This is a genomic window from Streptomyces marispadix, assembly GCF_022524345.1.
GTDB lineage: Bacteria > Actinomycetota > Actinomycetes > Streptomycetales > Streptomycetaceae > Streptomyces > Streptomyces marispadix.
On record NZ_JAKWJU010000002.1, the window covers coordinates 1,927,309 to 1,945,587 of the forward strand.

The window sequence follows — 18,279 nt, forward strand, 5'->3', positions numbered from 1 at the left end:
TCTTCTCAACATCCTGCACCCTCCACGCGGCGCCGGTCACCCCCTGGAACCGCTGTCACTGCCGGGGAGCGCCGCGGCTCCCCGCAGCCGGTGGTCCAGGGCCGTGCACCGGCGCCCGGCGGAGACCGTACGGACTGCCTGCCCTATCGCCCTGCGCGATCCCACGAGCACCACCAGACGCTTTGCCCGGGTCACGGCGGTATAAAGCAGATTGCGCTGAAGCATCATCCAGGCACCCGTCGTGACGGGAATCACGACCGCCGGATACTCGCTGCCCTGCGAGCGGTGGATCGTGACGGCGTAGGCGTGGGCCAGTTCGTCCAGTTCGTCGAAGTCGTAGGCCACCTCCTCGTCCTCGTCCGTACGGACCGTCAGCCGCTGATCCTCGGTGTGCAGCGCGGTGACGACGCCGACGGTGCCGTTGAAGACGCCGCAGGCGCCCTTCTCGTAGTTGTTGCGGATCTGGGTGACCTTGTCGCCGACGCGGAACACCCGCCCGCCGAAGCGCTTTTCGGGGACGTCGGGCCTGGCCGGGGTCACGGCCTGCTGAAGCAGCCCGTTGAGCGTCCCGGCGCCGGCCGGGCCTCTGTGCATGGGCGTGAGCACCTGCACGTCGCGGCGCGGATCGAGGCCGAACTTCGCGGGGATGCGGCGGGCCACGACGTCGACGGTCAGCTTCCCTGCCTCCTCCGAGTCGTCCTCGGCGAAGAGGAAGAAATCACTCAATCCGTGGGTGACGGGCTGCGCCCCCGCATTGATGCGGTGTGCATTGGTCACCACTCCGGACTGCCGTGCCTGCCGGAAGATGCGCTTCAGCCGCACCGACGGCACCGGCCCGCCCTCGGCGAGCAGATCGCGCAGCACCTCGCCCGCGCCGACGGACGGGAGCTGGTCGACGTCCCCCACCAGCAGAAGATGGGCACCCGGCGGGACGGCCTTGATCAGCTTGTTGGCCAGCAGCAGATCCAGCATCGACGCCTCGTCCACGACGATCAGGTCCGCGTCCAGCGGACGTTCACGGTCGTACGCCGCGTCACCGCCCGGCTTCAGCTCCAGCAGCCGGTGCACCGTGGACGCCTCCGCCCCGGTCAGCTCCGCAAGCCGCTTGGCCGCCCGGCCGGTGGGCGCCGCGAGCACCACACGCGCCTTCTTCGCCCGCGCCAGCTCCACCACCGAACGCACCGTGAAGGACTTGCCGCAGCCGGGGCCGCCGGTGAGCACCGCGACCCGCTCGCTGAGGGCCAGCCGCACCGCCTCCCTCTGCTCCGGCGCGAGCCGCGCTCCCGTGCGCTCCGCGAGCCAGCCCAGCGCCGCCTCCCAGTCGACGTCCTGGAAGGCGGGCAGCCGGTCCTCCTCGGCGTGCAACAGCCTGCGGACCTGGGCGGCCAGCGACAGCTCCGCCCTGTGGAACGGAACGAGATACACGGCTGTGACCGGCAGGCCGTCCTCGCCGGGGACCTTCTCCCTCACGACCCCCTCCTCGTCCGCGGCGAGCTTGCCGAGGCAGTCGATGACGAGGCCGGTGTCCACCTGGAGGAGCTTCACCGCGTCCGAGATCAGCCGCTCCTCGGGGAGATAGCAGTGGCCCTGGTCCGTGGACTGCGAAAGGGCGTACTGGAGGCCGGACTTGACGCGCTCCGGGCTGTCGTGCGGTATGCCCACGGCCTGGGCGATGCGGTCGGCGGTGAGGAAGCCGATGCCCCATACGTCCGACGCCAGCCGGTACGGCTCGTTGCGCACCACGGAGATCGAGGCGTCGCCGTACTTCTTGTAGATACGGACCGCGATGGAGGTGGAGACGCCGACGCCCTGGAGGAAGACCATCACCTCCTTGATGGCCTTCTGCTCCTCCCAGGCCGAGGCGATCTTCTCCGTACGCTTCGGGCCCAGCCCCGGAACCTCGATCAGCTTGCGCGGATCGGCCTCGATGACATCCAGCGTGTCCGTGCCGAAGTGGTCGACGATGCGCTCGGCGATGCGCGGCCCGATGCCCTTGATCAGGCCGGAGCCGAGATAGCGGCGTATGCCCTGGACCGTGGCGGGCAGGACCGTCGTGTAATTCTCCACGGTGAACTGTCGGCCGTACTGCGGGTGTGAGCCCCAGCGGCCCTCCATGCGAAGCGACTCGCCGACCTGCGCGCCCAGCAACGAGCCGACGACCGTGAGCAGTTCGCCGCCGCCGCGGCCGGAGTCGACCCTGGCCACGGTGTATCCGTTGTCCTCGTTGGCGTAGGTGATGCGCTCAAGCACGCCTTCGAGCACCGCGTTCTGGAAGGACATGTGACAGACCGTAACTCCGGCCTACGACATCCCGGCAGCCCTGTGGACAACTCGGTCACGGACCCTGCCCCCCCCTTCGCGAACCGTGTGAATATCGGCTGCCGACCCCTTGTGCCAGGACCGCCGCCGCCCTTCTCATTACGCATGTAATCGTTACCACGGCAGCCGGGACCCACGACGGGAGACCGGCCGGACTCTCAAGGCAGGCGGGGCAGTTGACCAGCATCAAGGACGTCGCCGCCCGTGCGGGCGTCTCGGTGGCCACGGTCTCCCGGGTGCTCAACGACCACCCGGCCGTCCGCCCCGGCACCCGCTCACGGGTGCTGAGCGCCGTCGCCGCGCTCGGCTACCGGCCCAACGCCGTCGCCCGCTCCCTGAGGACGCATCAGACGCACACCCTGGGGCTCGTCATCAGCGACGTGCTCAATCCGTTCTTCACCGAACTCGCCCGCGCGGTCGAGGACGCCGCCCGGCAGCGCGGCTACAGCGTCATCATCGGAAACGCGGACGAACGCCCCTCGCTCCAGGAGCACCATGTAAGGACCCTCCTGGAGCGCCGCATCGACGGGCTGCTGGTCTCCCCCACCGACGGCGGCAACGCCGTGATCCGCGACGCGGCGGCCGCGGGCACGCCCATGGTCTTCGTCGACCGCTGGATACGCGGCCTCGACGTGCCCGTCGTACACGCCGACGGACGCGGCGCCGTGCACGACCTCGTCGCACATCTCCACGCCCTCGGCCACCGGCGCCTCGCCATCATCGGCGGACCGAGCGAGACCACCACGGGCGACGAGCGCGTGTCCGCCTTCCGTGCCGCGCTCGACGCGCACGAACTGCCGCTTCCCCCCGAATACATCGGCCAGGGCGACTTCCAGACGGAGAGCGGCAGACGCGCGACCGCCGCCTTCCTCGACCTCCCCCGGCCGCCGGAGGTCGTCTTCGCGGCGGACAACCTGATGGCGCTCGGCGCGATGGACGAACTGCGCCGCCGCGGGCTGCGCGTGCCCCACGACATCGCGCTCGCCGCCTTCGACGACATCCCCTGGTTCCTGCACACCGACCCGCCCGTCACCGCGATCGCCCAGCCCACCGGCGAGTTGGGGCACCGCGCCGTGGACGCCCTGATCGACCTCGTCGAGGGGCGCAAGGCCGAGTCCGTCACCCTCACCGCCCGTCTTGTCGTACGCCGCTCCTGCGGCGAGAGCGAAAGGGAACGCCCGTTGACGACGCCCGACCCCCCACCGGCGCGGGAACCGCGGGAGCTGCTGCGCACCGCCGGCATCCGCAAGACCTTTCCCGGCGTGGTCGCCCTCGACGGCGTGGACTTCGACCTGCGCGAGGGCGAAGTGCACGCACTGCTCGGCGAGAACGGCGCAGGCAAGAGCACCCTGATCAAGATTCTCTCCGGTGTGCACCGCGCCGACTCCGGTCAGGTGCTGCGCGACGGCAGGCCCGTACGCCTGCACGACGCACACGACGCCGAACGGCTCGGAATCGCCGCCATGCACCAGGAGTTCAACCTGGTGCCCCGACTCAGCGTCGCCGAGAACATCTTCCTCGGCAGACAGCCCAGGCGCTTCGGGCTGGTGCGGCGTGCCCGGATGGAGGCCGACGCCGCCGAAGTGCTCGCCCGCGTAGGCGTGGACGTCGCACCGGATACGCCCGTCGGTGAACTGGGCGTCGCACGCTCGCAGATGGTCGAGATCGCCAAGGCGGTGAGTCTGCGCGCCCGCGTACTGATCATGGACGAGCCGACCGCCGCGCTGACCGCCGGCGAGTCGGCGAAGCTCTTCGACCTCGTGCGGCGGCTGCGCGCCGACGGCGTGGGCATCGTCTTCATCACCCACCACCTGGAGGAGATCGCCGCGATCGGCGACCGCGTCACCGTGCTGCGCGACGGCCGCAGCGCCGGACAGGCACCGGCCACCGCACCGCGCGACGAACTCGTACGGATGATGGTGGGACGCAGCATCGAGCAGCAGTACCCGCGGCGGCGTACGGGCGAGTCCGGTGGCGACGAGCCGGGACCGCGCGGCGCAGGGCACGGCCCGCCCGAGCCCGACGGCGGCGCCCCGCTGCTGCGCGTCGCCGGGCTCGCCCGCGCGGGCAGCTTCCACGGTGTCGGCTTCGAGCTGCGCGCCGGTGAAGTCGTCGGCCTGGCAGGGCTCGTGGGCGCGGGGCGTACGGAGGTCGCACGGGCGGTCTTCGGCGCCGACCCCTACGACTCGGGCACCGTCGAGGTGGAGGGCGTACGGCTGCGCAAGCACGACATCGACGCGGCGCTCACGGCGGGAGTCGGGCTCGTACCGGAGGACCGCAAGGGGCAGGGCCTGCTGCCCGACTCCTCCGTGAGGGACAACCTCGGGCTGGTCACGCTGCGCCGGGCCAGCCGCGCCGGATTCGTGAACCTCTCCGGGCAGGAGGCTTCCGCGGCGCGCATCGCGGAGCGGCTCAACGTCCGTATGTCGGGGCTGAGTCAGCGGATGAGCACCCTCTCCGGCGGCAATCAGCAGAAGGTCGTCATCGGCAAGTGGCTGCTGGCCCGCAGCAGGGTGCTGATCCTCGACGAGCCGACGCGCGGCATCGACGTCGGCGCGAAGGTCGAAATCTACGAGCTCATCAACGAGTTGACGGCGTCCGGGCACGCGGTGCTGATGATCTCCAGCGACCTCCCGGAGGTGCTGGGCATGAGCGACCGCGTCCTCGTGATGGCACAGGGCCGCATCGCGGGCGAGCTCGACGCCCGGGAGGCCACGCAGGACGCGGTGATGCGGCTGGCCGTCGGCACGCCGGAGTCGGCGGATGCCCGGTCGGCGGTTGCGGGGTCGTCACAGGCTCAGCCGACGCGGCCGTCGCGCTCGGCGGAGGCGTCGCAGCCGTCGCAGCCGTCGCCCCTGCCCGTAACGAAGACCCAGGACAAGGAGGGCCCCCGTGGCCACTGACATCCACAGCAGGGGGCACGGCCTCGGCAAGGAGTCCCCCGGCGGTTCGCGCGGCCCCGACGGCCGGGGTCCCGGCGGCAGTCGGCGCACCGCGGCCCACGTGCTGCGCAAGGTGCTGCTGGAGAACGGTGCGCTCAGCGGCCTCGCCGTGCTGGTCGTCGCGCTGGCGGTCATGTCTCCGGACTTCCTCGGCACCCAGAACCTGCTGAACGTGGGCGTGCAGGCAGCGGTCACCGCGATCCTCGCCTTCGGCGTCACGTTCGTCGTCGTCGCCGGCGGCATCGATCTGTCCGTGGGGTCGGTGGCGGCGCTCTCGGCGATCATGCTCGGCTACACCTCCACGAAGGAGGGCCTGCCGGTCTGGCTGTCCGTGCTGCTCGCGGTCGGCACGGGCGTCGCCTGCGGCCTCGTCAGCGGCGGGCTCATCGCCTACGGGAAACTGCCGCCGTTCATCGCGACGTTGGCGATGCTCTCGGTGGGGCGCGGCCTGTCGCTCGTGCTCTCCGACGGCACTCCGATCGCGCTTCCCGCCTCGGTGGCCGCGGTCGGCGAGACGCTCGGCGGCTGGTTCCCCGTACCGCTGCTGGTGCTGCTGGCGATGGGCGGCATCACCGCTCTGGTGCTGGCCCGTACGTACAGCGGCCGCGCGATGTACGCGATCGGCGGCAACGAGGAGGCCGCGCGCCTCTCCGGAATCCGCGTACGCCGCCAGAAACTCGTCATCTACGCGCTCTCCGGAGCCTTCGCCGCCGTCGCCGGAATAGTGCTGGCATCACGGCTGGCGTCCGCGCAGCCGCAGGCGGCGACCGGTTACGAACTCGACGCCATCGCAGCCGTGGTGATCGGCGGGGCGAGCCTGGCGGGAGGCGTCGGAAAGGCGTCCGGGACACTCGTCGGCGCACTGATACTCGCGGTGCTCCGCAATGGCCTGAATCTGCTCGAAGTCTCCGTCTTCTGGCAGCAAGTCGTCATCGGGGCGGTGATCGCCCTCGCCGTACTGCTCGATACACTCCGGCGTCGCGCATGATCCCCGTGCGCCGGGGCAACGCCGAAGGCCGAAGTCGAAGGCCGAAGGGCGAGACCACGGCCCCTCCGCAGCAACAGTCCGTCCCCGTCGTTCACTGCCGATCCGTTCACTGCCGATCCGTTCACTGCCGTCGACTGCGAGGAATGCAGCAATGAGCAAGAGGAAGAGCACGTTCGCCGCGAGGAACACCTTTGCCGCAGTGAGCGCCGCGGCTCTGATATGCGTGGCCGTCACGGGATGCGGAAGCGGCTCGGGCGGTTCCGGAGACAAGAAGGACATCAAGCTGGGCCTCGCGCTCTCCACCCTCGACAATCCCTTCTTCGTCGAGATGAAGAAGGGCGCGGAGGCGGAGGCGAAGAGCCAGGGCGTCTCGCTCAACGTCCAGGACGCACAGAACGATCCGTCCCAACAGGCCGACCAGCTACAGAACTTCACCAGCCAGAACGTGAAGTCGATCATCATCAACCCGGTCGACTCCGACGCGGCGGCCCCCTCCGTGAAGGCCGCGGACAACGCGGGCATCCCCGTCGTCGCCGTTGACCGTACGGTCAACAAGGCCGAGGTCGCCACGACGGTCGCCTCCGACAACGTCACCGGCGGCAAGAAGGCCGCCAGGGAACTCGCCGAACAGCTCGGCGGCAAGGGCGACATCCTCGTACTGCGAGGCCAGCCGGGCACCTCCGCATCGCGGGAGCGCGGCAAGGGCTTCATGTCGGCGATCAAGGAGTATCCGGAGATCAAGGTCGTCGGCAAGCAGGCCGCCGACTTCGACCGCGCCAAGGGCCTCGACGTCACGACCAACCTCCTTCAGTCCCACCCCGAGGCGACGGGAATCTTCGCCGAGAACGACGAGATGGCTCTGGGCGCCATCAAGGCGCTGGGCGGCAAGGCCGGCAAGCAGGTCAAGGTCGTCGGCTTCGACGGAACCCCCGACGGCTTCAAGGCCATCCGGAAGGGCACGCTCAGCACCTCGATCGCCCAACAGCCCGCCGAGCTGGGCAAGATGGCCGTACGTAACGCGATCCGCAAGGTTCAGGGCAGCGATCCGGACAAGGAGATCATGGTTCCGGTCGTCACCGTGGACAGGAAGAACGTCGCCCGGTACTCCTGACGTTCGCCGATCGAGGGTCGTCCCCGGCCCGGACCGCCGGCGGAAGCACAGCCGGAAGCACCCGCCGGAAGCAGCAACTCAACACCGAGAACAACAGCAGAAGGAGCTGGCCGCCCGAATGAAGAAGTCGGGAATCCTCAACCGTCATCTCGCAGGCGCGCTCGCCATGTTGGGCCACACCGACCGTGTCGTCGTCTGCGACGCGGGACTGCCGATACCGGTCGGTCCGGGCCTTATGGTCGTCGATCTCGCGTTCCGCGCGGGGGTGCCCACGTTCGCCGAGGTGCTCGACGGCCTGCTGGAGGAGCTGGAGATCGAGGGCGCGACCGCCGCATCGGAGGTCGAGGAGCACAACACGGAGGCGTCGGCCCTTCTGAACGAGCGCTTCCCCAAGCTGGAACTCGTCCCGCACGAGAAGTTCAAGGCGTTCACGCGCCATGCGCGTCTCATCGTGCGTACGGGAGAGACACAGCCGTACGCGAACGTGATGCTGCGCTGCGGGGTGCCGTTCTAGCCGTTCCAGCGCCGTCAGCCCGCGAGAGGGGTGCGCGGGCCCCGAACCGCCTTCGGGGAAGGGCCCGCCGCGCCGTCGCCGGCCGCGAGGTCGTCGCCTGAACCGTCGCGGGCGGTGTGTTCGTGGCGGGTGTCGTCGCGGCGGTCGTCGTGGGCGTCCTCGTGGGCGTCGCCGTCGGCGGCCGTGTCGTCCAGGGCGTCCTCGGGCTCCCAGCGCAGCAGGTCCCCCGGCTGGCAGCCGAGCACCTCGCAGAGCGCGGCGAGCGTCGAGAAACGGACCGCCTTGGCGCGGCCGTTCTTCAGCACCGCCAGGTTGGCGGGCGTGATCCCTACCCGGTCCGCGAGTTCACCGACGGACATCTTCCGCCTGGCCAGCATCACGTCGATGTCCACGGCGATCGGCATCAGATCACCTCCTCCAACTCGGCCTGCATGCGCGCCGCTTCGACGTCCCGTGCGACTGCCTGTGCGAGCAGCATCCGCAGTACGAGTACGACGAGCGCGACACCGAGTATCGCCACCACGCCCCCGCCCAGCAGCAGGACGATGCCCGGCGCCACGGCCTCGCCGGGGGCCAGCAGCACCCCGAGGACGAACATCAGCATCGCAGCCGCGACGACCGCGCCGATCACGATGTGCACGTAACGGAAGGCGGCGTGGGAGAACACGGTGCCGCGCCGCACCATCGTCACCAGCCGCCATACGCAGACCAGCACGACCTGCACCGTGACGACGCCCAGGACCACGACCAGGATGAACGAGGCGGGCGGATACGCCAGTTCCGTATCGATGCCGTCCAGGTCGGCGGCCAGCAGCGGCACCATCACGCCTTGCACGAACAGCGAACCGGCGAGCAGCACCACGAGCACGGCGCGCAGCGCCGCCACTGTCAGCTTTCCCATCGCCCCTCCTTCAATCGACCCACGATGGAAAGCTATCGATAGTCGATAGCTTCGGCAAGGGGTGGGGAGGGGAGACGACGCTGGGGGCCGGGGGGCGCGCATCCGAGGACCGGTGCCGCGGACCCGGCCCTCCCCCGGACGGCAAACGGGCGGCAACCCGGGCGGCGCACCCGAAGTCCGAACTAACCGCTGTGCGGGGAACTTTGACGGTGTCTATGCTGTTCGGTGATTCGAACTGTTCGCCGTGGGGGCGGTGTTGAGAGCAGGGGGGTACGGGGGCGATGGGTTACGTTCTGCCGGGCTGGCTGGATGAGATCCTCGATTTCATCGGGATCAACTGGCCCAACGTGGACGAGGACGACTACCGCGAAATGGCCGACGCCATGCGGGAGTTCGCGGAGAAGTTCGAGGGTCACGGCGGTGAGGCGCACGCTGCGGTGAACCGCATCCTCGCCTCCAGCGAGGGTTACGCGGTCGACGCGCTCCAGGAGCACTGGGGCAAGGTCAAGGGCTCTCATCTGGACAAGGTGCCCGAGGTCGCACGGCTCTTCGCGACGGCGTGCGACGTGGTCGCGGACATCATCTACGGGATGAAGGTCAAGGCCGAGATCGAGCTGGGCGCGATGGCGGCCTCGATCGGCATCTCCATCGGTCTGTCGGTGGTCACCGGCGGCCTGTCGGCGTTGATCGGCGCCGCGGAGACCGCGGCGATGCGGGAGTTGATCCGCCGGATCATCAAGGAGGCGGAGGAGGAGATCGTCTCGCGGCTGATGGCCGAGGTCACCGAACCGGTCACCGGCAAGCTGGAGAAGATGACCGAGGACATGATCCTCGATCTCGCCGACGACGCGATCCATCTGCCGCCGGGCGAGGGCGGCGGAGCCGGGGGCGGCGGCGACGCGGGCGGCGGACACGACGGCGGCAAGGGGGCGATGAACCTCGCGTCGGCGGGCGGCGGCGGCGCGGGCGGCGCCGGAGGGGGCTCCGGAGGCGCGGGCGGCGGTGGCGGTGGCGCGGGCGGCGGCCGTATGCGCATCGACCCGGACGAGTTCGACAACGGTGCGGAGAAACTCTCCCGCCACGGCTCGGACCTGCACACCAACTCCCTTGCCCCACTGGGCCGCGCGAAGGGCGCCTTCGGCCGCACCAAGGGCCGCGACCCCTTCACCCAGGCCTTCGACAGCGTCCTCCACGGCGCGCTCGACGGCTCCGAGAAGGCGCTGAAGAAGGTCGCCAAACACGTCGGCGAGGGCGTCCCCGGCGGCGTCCGCTCCATGGCCAAACGCCACCGCGACAACGAGAACTCCGTCGCCGATTCGATGAAGGCCATCACGTCCCGCAGCGACGGGAAGGGGCCGAACGGGCGCGGTGCGGGCACCGGGGCCAAGCGCTGGCAGCAGGCGGGTGCGAAGGTCAAGCTCGCCTTCGCACAGTTGTCGCAGAAGGCCCGCGCGGCTCGCTGCAAACTCTTCGGCGGCGACCCCATCGACATGGCCACCGGCGAGATGTTCCTCGCGCAGACCGATCTCGAACTCCCGGGCGTGCTACCGCTGATCATCGAGCGCACCCACATATCCACCTACCGCCACGGCCACTTCTTCGGCCCCTCCTGGGCCTCCACGCTGGACGAACGTCTGGAACGCGGCGACGGCGGCCTGTGGTGGCACCGCACCGACGGCTCCTCGATGATGTACCACCGCGAGCCCGACATGCTCGGCGACCAGGTCTGGCCCATGGAAGGCGAACGCATCCCGCTGACCTGCGTATTGGAGGGCAGCGACTACGCCCTCGCCGTAGCCGACCCCGTCACGGGCCTCACCCGTCACTTCCGTGCCGCCCCCGACGGAGACGCGGGCACCTGGTGGCTCGCGGAGATCGAAGACCGCAACGGCAACGGCATCAGCATCGACCGCGAGGCCGACGGTCTCCCCAGCGCGATACGCCACGACGGCGGCTACCACGTCGACGTCACCACCGACGACGGCCTCATATCGTCCATCGCCGTCCGCACGCCGGAGGGCCCGGTCGAGGTCAAGTCCTACGCCTACGACGACGCCCGCAACCTGACCCACATCGTCAACTCATCAGGTCTGCCCCTGGTGTTCGGCTACGACAGCGACCACCGCATCACGTCCTGGACCGACCGCAACGACTCCACCTACCAGTACGTCTACGACGAGACCGGCCGCGTCACCCAGACCATCGGCCCCGACGGCTGCCTCTCCGCCCGCATCGCCTACGACCCGGCAGAGCGCACCACCCGCTACACCGACTCCCTCGGCGCCGTCACCACCTACCGCACCAACGAACGCGGCCAGGTCGTCGCGGAGACCGACCCGCTGGGCAACACGGTCCACAGCGAGTGGGACAGCCACGACAACCTGCTGTCGCGCACGGACGCGCTGGGGCAGACCACCCGCCTCGAATGGGACGACAACGGCACCGATCTGATCTCCGTACGCTACCCGGACGGGACGCGCACGGACATCACCTACGACACCCGCACACACCTGCCACGTGAGACGCGCCTCCCGGAGGGAGCCGTCTGGCGTCACGAGTACGACGCTCAGGGCAACCTCACGGCCCAGATCGCCCCCGACGGTGGCGCGACTCGTCTCACGCACGCTCCCACAGGGGCGGTGCAGACAGTTACGGATCCCCTCGGCCAAATCTCGACGGTGGAGACGAATCCCGCAGGGGTCATCACGGCCGTGACCGATGCACTCGGCCGACGCGTTGCTTGCGTCCGTGACGCGTTCGGCAGATCAAGCCGCCTCACCGAAGCGAACGGCGCGACCACGGCGATGGAGTGGACCATCGAGGGCAAACCGACCCAGCGCGCAGAGGCCGACGGCACGGTGGAGCGGTGGACCTGGGATGGAGAAGGCAACTGCCTTTCCTTCACGGACGCCAACGGCGGGCTCACGGAGTTCGCCTACAGCCATTTCGACCAGATCGCCTCACGCACCACACCCGACGGCGCTCAGCACTCCTTCACCTACGACACCGAACTCCGCCTGACAGACGTGACGTCTCCATCCGGCCTTGCCTGGAACTACACGTACGACGCGGCAGGCCGTCTCACCTCCGAAACGGACTTCGACGGCCGTACCACGCACTATCAGTACGACGCAGCAGGCCGACTGATCGCACGTACGACGCCCCTCGGGGAGACCATCTCGTTCGAACTGGATGTGATGGGCCGCACGGTCTCCAAGAACGCTGCCGGCACGGTCACTTCGTTTGTGCACGATGCCGCAGGACGGCTGCTGTCCGCCTCCTCGCCGACATCGGATCTGGAGATCACATACGACCTGCTCGGCCGCATCACCGCCGAGACGGTCGAGGGCCGGACCACCGCTTTCACCTATGACGCCGCCGGCCGCCGTACGAGCCGCACCACACCGTCCGGAGCCCTCACCGTTCTCACCTACGACGAAGTCGGCAACCGTGTCGGCCTCGAACTCGACGGTCACGCGCTCGCCTTCACACATGATCCGCTGGGACGTGAGCTCACGCGGACGCTCGGGCCCGCCGGACAAACCAGCATCACCTCCGCCTGGGACGACGCAGGCCGCCTGACGCGGCGCACCCTGGCTGCGGGTACGCACACGATGCGGGACCGGTCCCACGCCTACCGCGCCGACGGCTACTTGGAGACACTCGCCGAGCAAGTCTCGGGTGTCACCGAGCAGATGAACCTCGACCCGGTGGGGCGACCTCTCAGTCTCACTACCGGGAGGCATCAGGAGACCTACGCCTACGACCAGCAGGGAAACCAGACCTACGCCGACTGGCAGCACCCTGCCGCCGATGCCAACGCAGCGGGAGACCGGGATTATTCGGGCACCAGGCTGCTCTCGGCCGGGCGCGTCCACTACTCCCACGACGAGGCCGGACGGCTGGTCGAACGACGCAAGAGCCGCATCTCCCGCAAGCCGGACGTGTGGAACTACACCTACGACGCAGAGGACCGGCTCACCTCCTGCACCACACCAGACGGCACGGTGTGGCACTACCGGTACGACCCGCTCGGACGGCGCACCGCCAAGTACCGGCTGGCGGAGGACGGTGCCCAGATCGTCGAGGAGACCCGATTCGCCTGGGACCTGGTCTCCCTCGCCGAGCAGACCGATTCGTCGACCGGAATCACCGTCACGTGGGAACACGAGGGCCACCAGCCCATCGCGCAGCACGAGCGCAAGCCGCTGAGCCAGGAGGAGTACGACAGTCGCTTCTTCGCCATCGTCACAGACCTCGTAGGCACACCCACCGAACTCGTCGACGAAACGGGGACCATCGCCTGGCACAAGCAGTCGACCTGCTGGGGCAGCACCGCCTGGAACGCCGACGCCAGCGCCTACACCCCACTGCGGTTCCCCGGCCAGTACGCAGACCCCGAAACAGGACTGCACTACAACTACTTCCGTCACTACGACCCGGAGACGGCACGCTTCACCAGTCTCGACCCCCTCGGCCTGGAGCCCGCGCCCAACCCCTTCGGCTACGTCGTCAATCCGATGGCATGGATCGATCTGCTTGGGCTGCTCACCTGCAAGCAGAACGCCAAGATCCTTCGCGACAACATGGCCGCCGAGGGCCGGGCCCCCGGGCCCGGGCAAGCGGCCGCCCATATCGTTCCCTCAGGCGGGCAACAGGGGCACTGGGCACCAGGCGCCCGGGCGCGAGGTCTTCTCCAGCAATACGGAGTCGACATCAACGATGCCGCCAATGGCATCCCGCTCGACCACCCGACGCCACACAACTACACGCACAGAGGCGCCTATTTGCAGCGGCTCGACACTCATCTGCAAGGCACTGTCGGCCAGTTGCAGGCGATGGGACACAGCAACGACACCATCGCCAACACGCTCCGTTCCGAACTGCGCCGTATCGGCAGTGAAGTACAGTCGGAACTCATCACCGGACAGCCTGGCCCCTCAGCGCATTGGACGGCGTGACGTGACCGCGACCCCACTCTCGGTGTACCGCATTCTTCCGCCCTTCAAGGAGGGTCTGAGGAGCATCCTCGTCGACGACTGGCCGTTGATCCGCTGGCAGACCCACGGGGACCCCGCCGAGATGCCGACACGTGTCACGGCGGAGTGGCAAGGCCCCCCGAACTTCCGGGAGATCGACTACCCCTCAAGCAGTCTCGGAGCCCCGGTACTCAGCCGACGAGTCGCAGACAAGGTCCGCGATCGCTTCTCACCGGGAGGAAGTTTTCTTCCGGTCTCCGTCTCCGGCGAACCGGAGGGCAAGTACGAGTTGTATGTCGCTGAGCACGTGGTCGATTGCCTTGACCCGGATCGCTCCTCCGCACCGCTGCAACCGACACTCGTCATCGAGAAGGCCGTCTTCCTCCCGGAGAGGCTTCCTCTGGAGTACGCGGCATTTCGGGTGCCCGGCTTCCCACGGGGGGTCTACTGGAACGGCTGGGCGGTGGAGTTGCTCTGCGAGCTCATCGGCAGGGACGATTTGGAGCTGCGCCTGGTCTGGTCGACCGATCCGGACGCGGTACCCCATCGCAACCCGATGGGTTTCTGACCGTCGCGTCAGTGGCGCGATGTAACCATGTACCGCCGTCGGTCGAAGTGCCCTGACGACGGAGGAAGCAGCCCGTATCGGCGGCGGGAAAAGCCCCCTGGGGCCATGGCGACGGTTCGCTGGCAGTGCATCAGGTCCCAGGTATGGAATGAGCGCGATAAGCAAATGGCCGTAGTGATTTCAGCAATCGGTCTCGTCGTGGATTCAGCAGCTCCCTGCCCATCTGGAAGTAGAGATCCTCGTGTGGCGCCGAGAGGTGGACGACGAGGTGCTCGCAGAGGAAGAGGGCCTGGAGCGTCTTTACGACGAGGCTGAAAGCATCGTGCCCCAGTATGCGGATCAAGTCCGTGAAGCGTTCTCAAGCGCGCTCTCGCCTAGCGAGTTCGAAGACGAGGCCGAAGAGTTCATCTCGTACGAAGCCTGGTCGCTCCGCGAGCAAACACTGCTGGTCGGTGCCAAGCAGGACGACACGGACGTTCCTGTAGAGGTGGTTTTCTCAATCCGCTGACGGCATCCCTCGAAAAGAGCGAGCAGCCTCCCGCTCTCAAGCCACAGAAGGGCGCAGGAAGTGAGAGCCGAGGATCTGGTCTCCGAACTGGTCCGCCTCCTGGAAGCACATCCAGAGAAGGCCAACTGGACGGGCGTGCTCAACGCCGAGGACATCTCCTTGGCCGAAGAGCGACTGGCGGCCAAGTTCCCGCCCTCCTACCGGAGGTTCCTTGCGGAGCTGGGCAGTTGCGAGGCGGACGGCACGGAATTCCTCGGCGTCTTTCGGACGCCCCTGATGGGCGACGCCCTGCTCGGCACCGTCCACGAAACGCTGCAAGCCAGAGAGGACCCCCGATTCCCTCGTGAGCTTCTGGTGATCCAGTACGACGGCATGGGTGGTCTGGTGTCACTGGACGTCTCCCGTACGGACGAGGCGGGAGAGGCACCCGTCGTCGTATGGGACCCGGGCGCGGCCGACCGAGGTGGCCCGGAGGAACTCGCGCCCGACTTCGGCACGTACGTGCTGCGGGAGTGCAGGCGCGCCCTGACGGGCAGTGCATCACGCGACAGCCTCGGGGAGAGTTCGTGACGGAAGCGTCGTACTACAGGGCGAGAGCAAGAGCGGGGAATCTCGTGGCCGATCCCTCGGAGGACGCTCTCTACATGCGGAGCTCCGATCTTGGGACTCCCGGCAACGCCCCTGCACGTTCAATGCGCTCTCGCTTGCGTGCTCGACATGGGCCTTCGGCGCCACCAGGACCTTGCCCGGCACGGTGGGCCACCGGTCCAGAAAGGCCACGTGCGCGACATCCTCGTAGACCGCCTCGTGCTGATAATCCGGCTCTTCTGCGACATACGCGCACACGAAGCACGGCCCGGATCTTGCGCGGGCCGCGTAGGCGTCGAGATCCATCGGCTGTCTATTCATCCGCCCGTCTCTCCTCAGGCGCGTCCATGGCAGCGGCCGGTTCTGGCGCGATGGCAGGCCCCGGTTTCTCCGGCAACCGAGCACGAATGGCCGTGTCGAGTTCTGCCATTGTGCGGTGGAATGCCGCTTCCAGATCGACGTCGTAGCGGTGCGCCAGGATGAGCACCGACCAGAGGCAGTCGGCGAGTTCGTGCTCCAGCGCCGTCCGCCCGCCCGGCACCTCCCGTGCGCCCTCCGCGGCCATCACCAGTTTGGCCAGGTCTCCGACATCGCCCATGAAACCGAGCATGAACTCCTCCCGTGTCCACACCCGGCCCCGCTCATGCCGATTGACCTCGTCATACAGATCGTGGATCTGCAACGCCCCTTGCAGCAGCTCGTCCAGGCCCACACTCGCCTCCGCTGGATCCCTGCCTGAGAAGCAGAACCCCCGGCCTGCGCTCCATCAGGCGCAGCTCCATGCCGGGTGCACCGCCCGCCTCCCGGCAGGCCGTGTGCGGGACAGTGGCGTAGTCAGCCCCTCAGCGCCGCTCCCAGTGAGGGTTGCCCGGGTGCCCCCACTGCTTCGTGAGCTTGTCGGCCAGCTCCAGCGCCCTTTCCGCTTCGGGGACTCCGGGAAGCGGCCGTCCCGGCGGCTGCTTCCGGGTGGGCTTGGCCGAGGGCGTGCTCGGGGGCGGTGTCGTGGTGGGGGTCGGCTTGGGTGTCTTCGTCTTGGACGGCTTGGGGGTGGAAGGTTCGGCCGAGGGGCTGGGGGCGCGGGGGACGGCCGTGGCGGGGAGGCGGTTCTTCGAGACTGGTACCTCGTTCTCGCCGCCCTGAAGGAGGAGCCCCGTGCCTACTCCCGTACCTATGACGAGGAGCGCCACGCTCGCGGTGAGCCGTACCGGTCCACGGAACGGCCGCAGGTTGAACGGGAAGGCGGCCGTCGGGGCCGGATATGAGACGCGGTAGAGATCGCGGCCACACTCCCGGCAGGCCTCGGACGTCTCGGGTGATCGTGTGCCACAACGCGGGCATGTGGTCGGCATGCGCAACTCCAGAGCTGTTATGGGGGCACCACTATCCGCTTACGCACCTGCACCCGCGGACACTAGCGGTGCGACCACCGGTAACGAAGCCCCCCGGGTGGCTCGACTTGGCGCTGCGCGCGTAGATCGCCCGGTCTCCAACGGCCCGGCTCTGGGCGGGTGTTGAACCGGCAGGCGGCGGCGTGCAGGTGAGCACGACGAACGGCCTGGAAGAGGTTCGTCGGCGGCGGGGGCGGCCCGTTGGGCGGAGAGTTTCTAGGGGCCCGGCTGCCGTGCTCCAACGGCCGGGCCCCTTCGCCCCCCTCGGCCCCTTCATCCCCCCTGACGGGCCCGAGCACCAGGTAAGACCCACACCCTCCCGGAAGGGTTGCACGCGATCCGGAATTTTCTGTTCAGTGTGCGTCCCCCGTGGTCCGGACGGTTCGCGCGGCCGGATACGCCCCGTGCCCTGCCCCGTTCACCCCTCTCAGCCTCCTTCGGAAGCGGGCCCGGTTCACCCCTCTTCGCCTCCTTCCGATGCGGGCCCGGTTCACCCCTCTTCGCCTCCTTCCGAAGCGAAATGGCCTTCCGTGGCGTGATCGCCTTCCGAAGCGCCATGGCACTCCGCAGCGACATGGCGCAGATAGCGGTCGACGGTCTCGGTCAGGACCTCGACTCCGTCGCGCGCCCACAGGGCGGGGCTGAAGATCTCCACCTCGATGGGGCCTTCGTAGCCCGCCGCGTCGACGAGTTCGCGGAGGCCGCGCAAGTCGACGGCGCCGTCGCCGAGTTGGCCGCGGCCGAGGAGTACGCCCTCGGGGAGCGGCGTCACCCAGTCCGCGAGCTGGAAGGCTGCGAGCCGCCCGCCCGCGCCCGCACGGGCGATCGCCTCCGGGGCCCGGTCGTCCCACCACACGTGGTAGGTGTCCACGACGACGCCCACCTGCTCCGGCGGGAAGCGTTCGGCGAGGTCCAGCGCCTGCGCCAGCGTGGAGACCACACAGCGGTCGGAGGCGAACATCGGGTGCAGCGGTTCGATCGCCAGGCGCACGCCGCGTTCGCCCGCGTAGGGCGCCAGTTCGGCGAGGGCGTCCGCGATACGTTCCCGTGCGCCCGTGAGGTCCCGGCTGCCGTCGGGGAGTCCGCCTGAGACGAGGACCAGCGTGGCCGTGCCCAGTGTCGCGGCCTCGTCGATCGCGGCGCGGTTGTCGTCGACGGCGCGGCGGCGCTCGCCGGGGTCCAAGGCGGTGAAGAAGCCGCCCCGGCACAGCGAGGTGACGGTCAGTCCCGCGTCCCTTACGAGCCGGGCGGTCGCCGACGGACCGTAGTCCTGGACGGGTTGGCGCCACAGGCCCACCCCGGTGATGCCGAGCTTGACGCACGCGGCGGTGAGTTCGGGGAGGGCGAGCTGCCTGACCGTCTGCTGGTTCACGGAGAAGCGGCGAAGTCCCGCGTCAGCGCAGCGACTTGCATCCTCCTCGCCCGTCCTCGCGCCACCGCCCGCACGCGCGCCCGCGCCGTCGCTCACGCCCG

General features: G+C 68.9%; 11 protein-coding genes and 3 pseudogenes. 8 read left to right on the forward strand and 6 right to left on the reverse strand.

Annotation, left to right across the window (positions count from 1 at the left end):
- Positions 1-36: 36 nt before the first annotated feature.
- Positions 37-2,280 carry an SF1B family DNA helicase RecD2 gene (gene recD2 / locus MMA15_RS08225; RefSeq protein ID WP_241058482.1) on the reverse strand — a complete coding sequence of 748 codons (2,244 nt, stop codon included), beginning with the start codon at positions 2,278-2,280 and terminating at the stop codon, positions 37-39.
- A gap of 215 nt (positions 2,281-2,495) precedes the next feature.
- Between recD2 and MMA15_RS08230 the strand changes: the two are divergent.
- The 4 genes and pseudogenes from MMA15_RS08230 to rbsD all read left to right on the forward strand — a co-directional run.
- Positions 2,496-3,464, forward strand: a pseudogene (locus MMA15_RS08230) (LacI family DNA-binding transcriptional regulator); the annotation flags it as partial.
- A 36-nt stretch (positions 3,465-3,500) separates the two neighbouring features.
- Positions 3,501-5,222, forward strand: a complete 1,722-nt coding sequence (locus MMA15_RS08235; RefSeq protein WP_241063081.1) for a sugar ABC transporter ATP-binding protein — start codon at positions 3,501-3,503, stop codon at positions 5,220-5,222.
- Between the two features lie 100 nt (positions 5,223-5,322).
- Positions 5,323-7,360 (forward strand): annotated as a pseudogene (locus tag MMA15_RS28445) (ABC transporter permease/substrate-binding protein).
- 118 nt (positions 7,361-7,478) lie between these two features.
- Positions 7,479-7,874: a D-ribose pyranase gene (gene rbsD, locus MMA15_RS08250; protein ID WP_241058483.1), complete on the forward strand. Its 396-nt coding sequence runs from the start codon at positions 7,479-7,481 to the stop codon at positions 7,872-7,874.
- A 185-nt stretch (positions 7,875-8,059) separates the two neighbouring features.
- On the opposite strand, the pseudogene MMA15_RS08255 reads toward rbsD, so the two are convergent.
- Positions 8,060-8,278 (reverse strand): annotated as a pseudogene (locus tag MMA15_RS08255) (helix-turn-helix domain-containing protein); the annotation flags it as partial.
- Entirely contained in the window at positions 8,278-8,775 is a 498-nt protein-coding gene (locus tag MMA15_RS08260; protein ID WP_241058484.1) for a DUF2975 domain-containing protein, read from the reverse strand. The pseudogene MMA15_RS08255 and the gene MMA15_RS08260, both read right to left, overlap by 1 nt.
- 281 nt (positions 8,776-9,056) lie before the next feature.
- Here MMA15_RS08260 and MMA15_RS08265 point away from each other — a divergent pair, with 281 nt between their 5' ends.
- The 4 genes from MMA15_RS08265 to MMA15_RS08280 all read left to right on the forward strand — a co-directional run bounded on the left by MMA15_RS08265 (position 9,057) and on the right by MMA15_RS08280 (position 15,400).
- On the forward strand, positions 9,057-13,736 hold the full coding sequence (locus MMA15_RS08265) for a DUF6531 domain-containing protein (RefSeq protein WP_241058485.1): 4,680 nt from the start codon (positions 9,057-9,059) through the stop codon (positions 13,734-13,736).
- Position 13,737: 1 nt separating this feature from the next.
- Entirely contained in the window at positions 13,738-14,322 is a 585-nt protein-coding gene (locus tag MMA15_RS08270; RefSeq protein ID WP_241058486.1) for a hypothetical protein, read from the forward strand.
- A gap of 256 nt (positions 14,323-14,578) precedes the next feature.
- Positions 14,579-14,830, forward strand: a complete 252-nt coding sequence (locus MMA15_RS08275; protein WP_241058487.1) for a hypothetical protein — start codon at positions 14,579-14,581, stop codon at positions 14,828-14,830.
- 60 nt (positions 14,831-14,890) lie between these two features.
- Positions 14,891-15,400, forward strand: coding sequence for an SMI1/KNR4 family protein (locus MMA15_RS08280; RefSeq protein ID WP_241058488.1), 510 nt, complete (start codon positions 14,891-14,893; stop codon positions 15,398-15,400).
- Between the two features lie 331 nt (positions 15,401-15,731).
- On the opposite strand, the gene MMA15_RS08285 is transcribed toward MMA15_RS08280, so the two are convergent.
- From MMA15_RS08285 to MMA15_RS08295, 3 genes are all read right to left on the reverse strand, one after another.
- On the reverse strand, positions 15,732-16,130 hold the full coding sequence (locus tag MMA15_RS08285; RefSeq protein WP_241058489.1) for a MazG nucleotide pyrophosphohydrolase domain-containing protein: 399 nt from the start codon (positions 16,128-16,130) through the stop codon (positions 15,732-15,734).
- Positions 16,131-16,260: 130 nt separating this feature from the next.
- Positions 16,261-16,605, reverse strand: a complete 345-nt coding sequence (locus tag MMA15_RS08290) for a hypothetical protein (RefSeq protein WP_241058490.1) — start codon at positions 16,603-16,605, stop codon at positions 16,261-16,263.
- 691 nt (positions 16,606-17,296) lie between these two features.
- The gene (locus tag MMA15_RS08295) at positions 17,297-18,178 is read right to left on the reverse strand and encodes a sugar phosphate isomerase/epimerase family protein (RefSeq protein WP_241063082.1); all 882 of its coding nucleotides are present in this window, start codon (positions 18,176-18,178) and stop codon (positions 17,297-17,299) included.
- Between the last annotated feature and the right edge of the window lie 101 nt (positions 18,179-18,279).

Bases quoted from the DNA above. Each gene is read 5' to 3' on its own strand.
- recD2 (WP_241058482.1), bottom strand. From the start codon at position 2,280: ATGTCCTTCCAGAACGCGGTGCTCGAAGGCGTGCTTGAGCGCATCACC.
- rbsD (WP_241058483.1), top strand. From the start codon at position 7,479: ATGAAGAAGTCGGGAATCCTCAACCGTCATCTCGCAGGCGCGCTCGCC.
- MMA15_RS08260 (WP_241058484.1), bottom strand. From the start codon at position 8,775: ATGGGAAAGCTGACAGTGGCGGCGCTGCGCGCCGTGCTCGTGGTGCTG.
- MMA15_RS08265 (WP_241058485.1), top strand. From the start codon at position 9,057: ATGGGTTACGTTCTGCCGGGCTGGCTGGATGAGATCCTCGATTTCATC.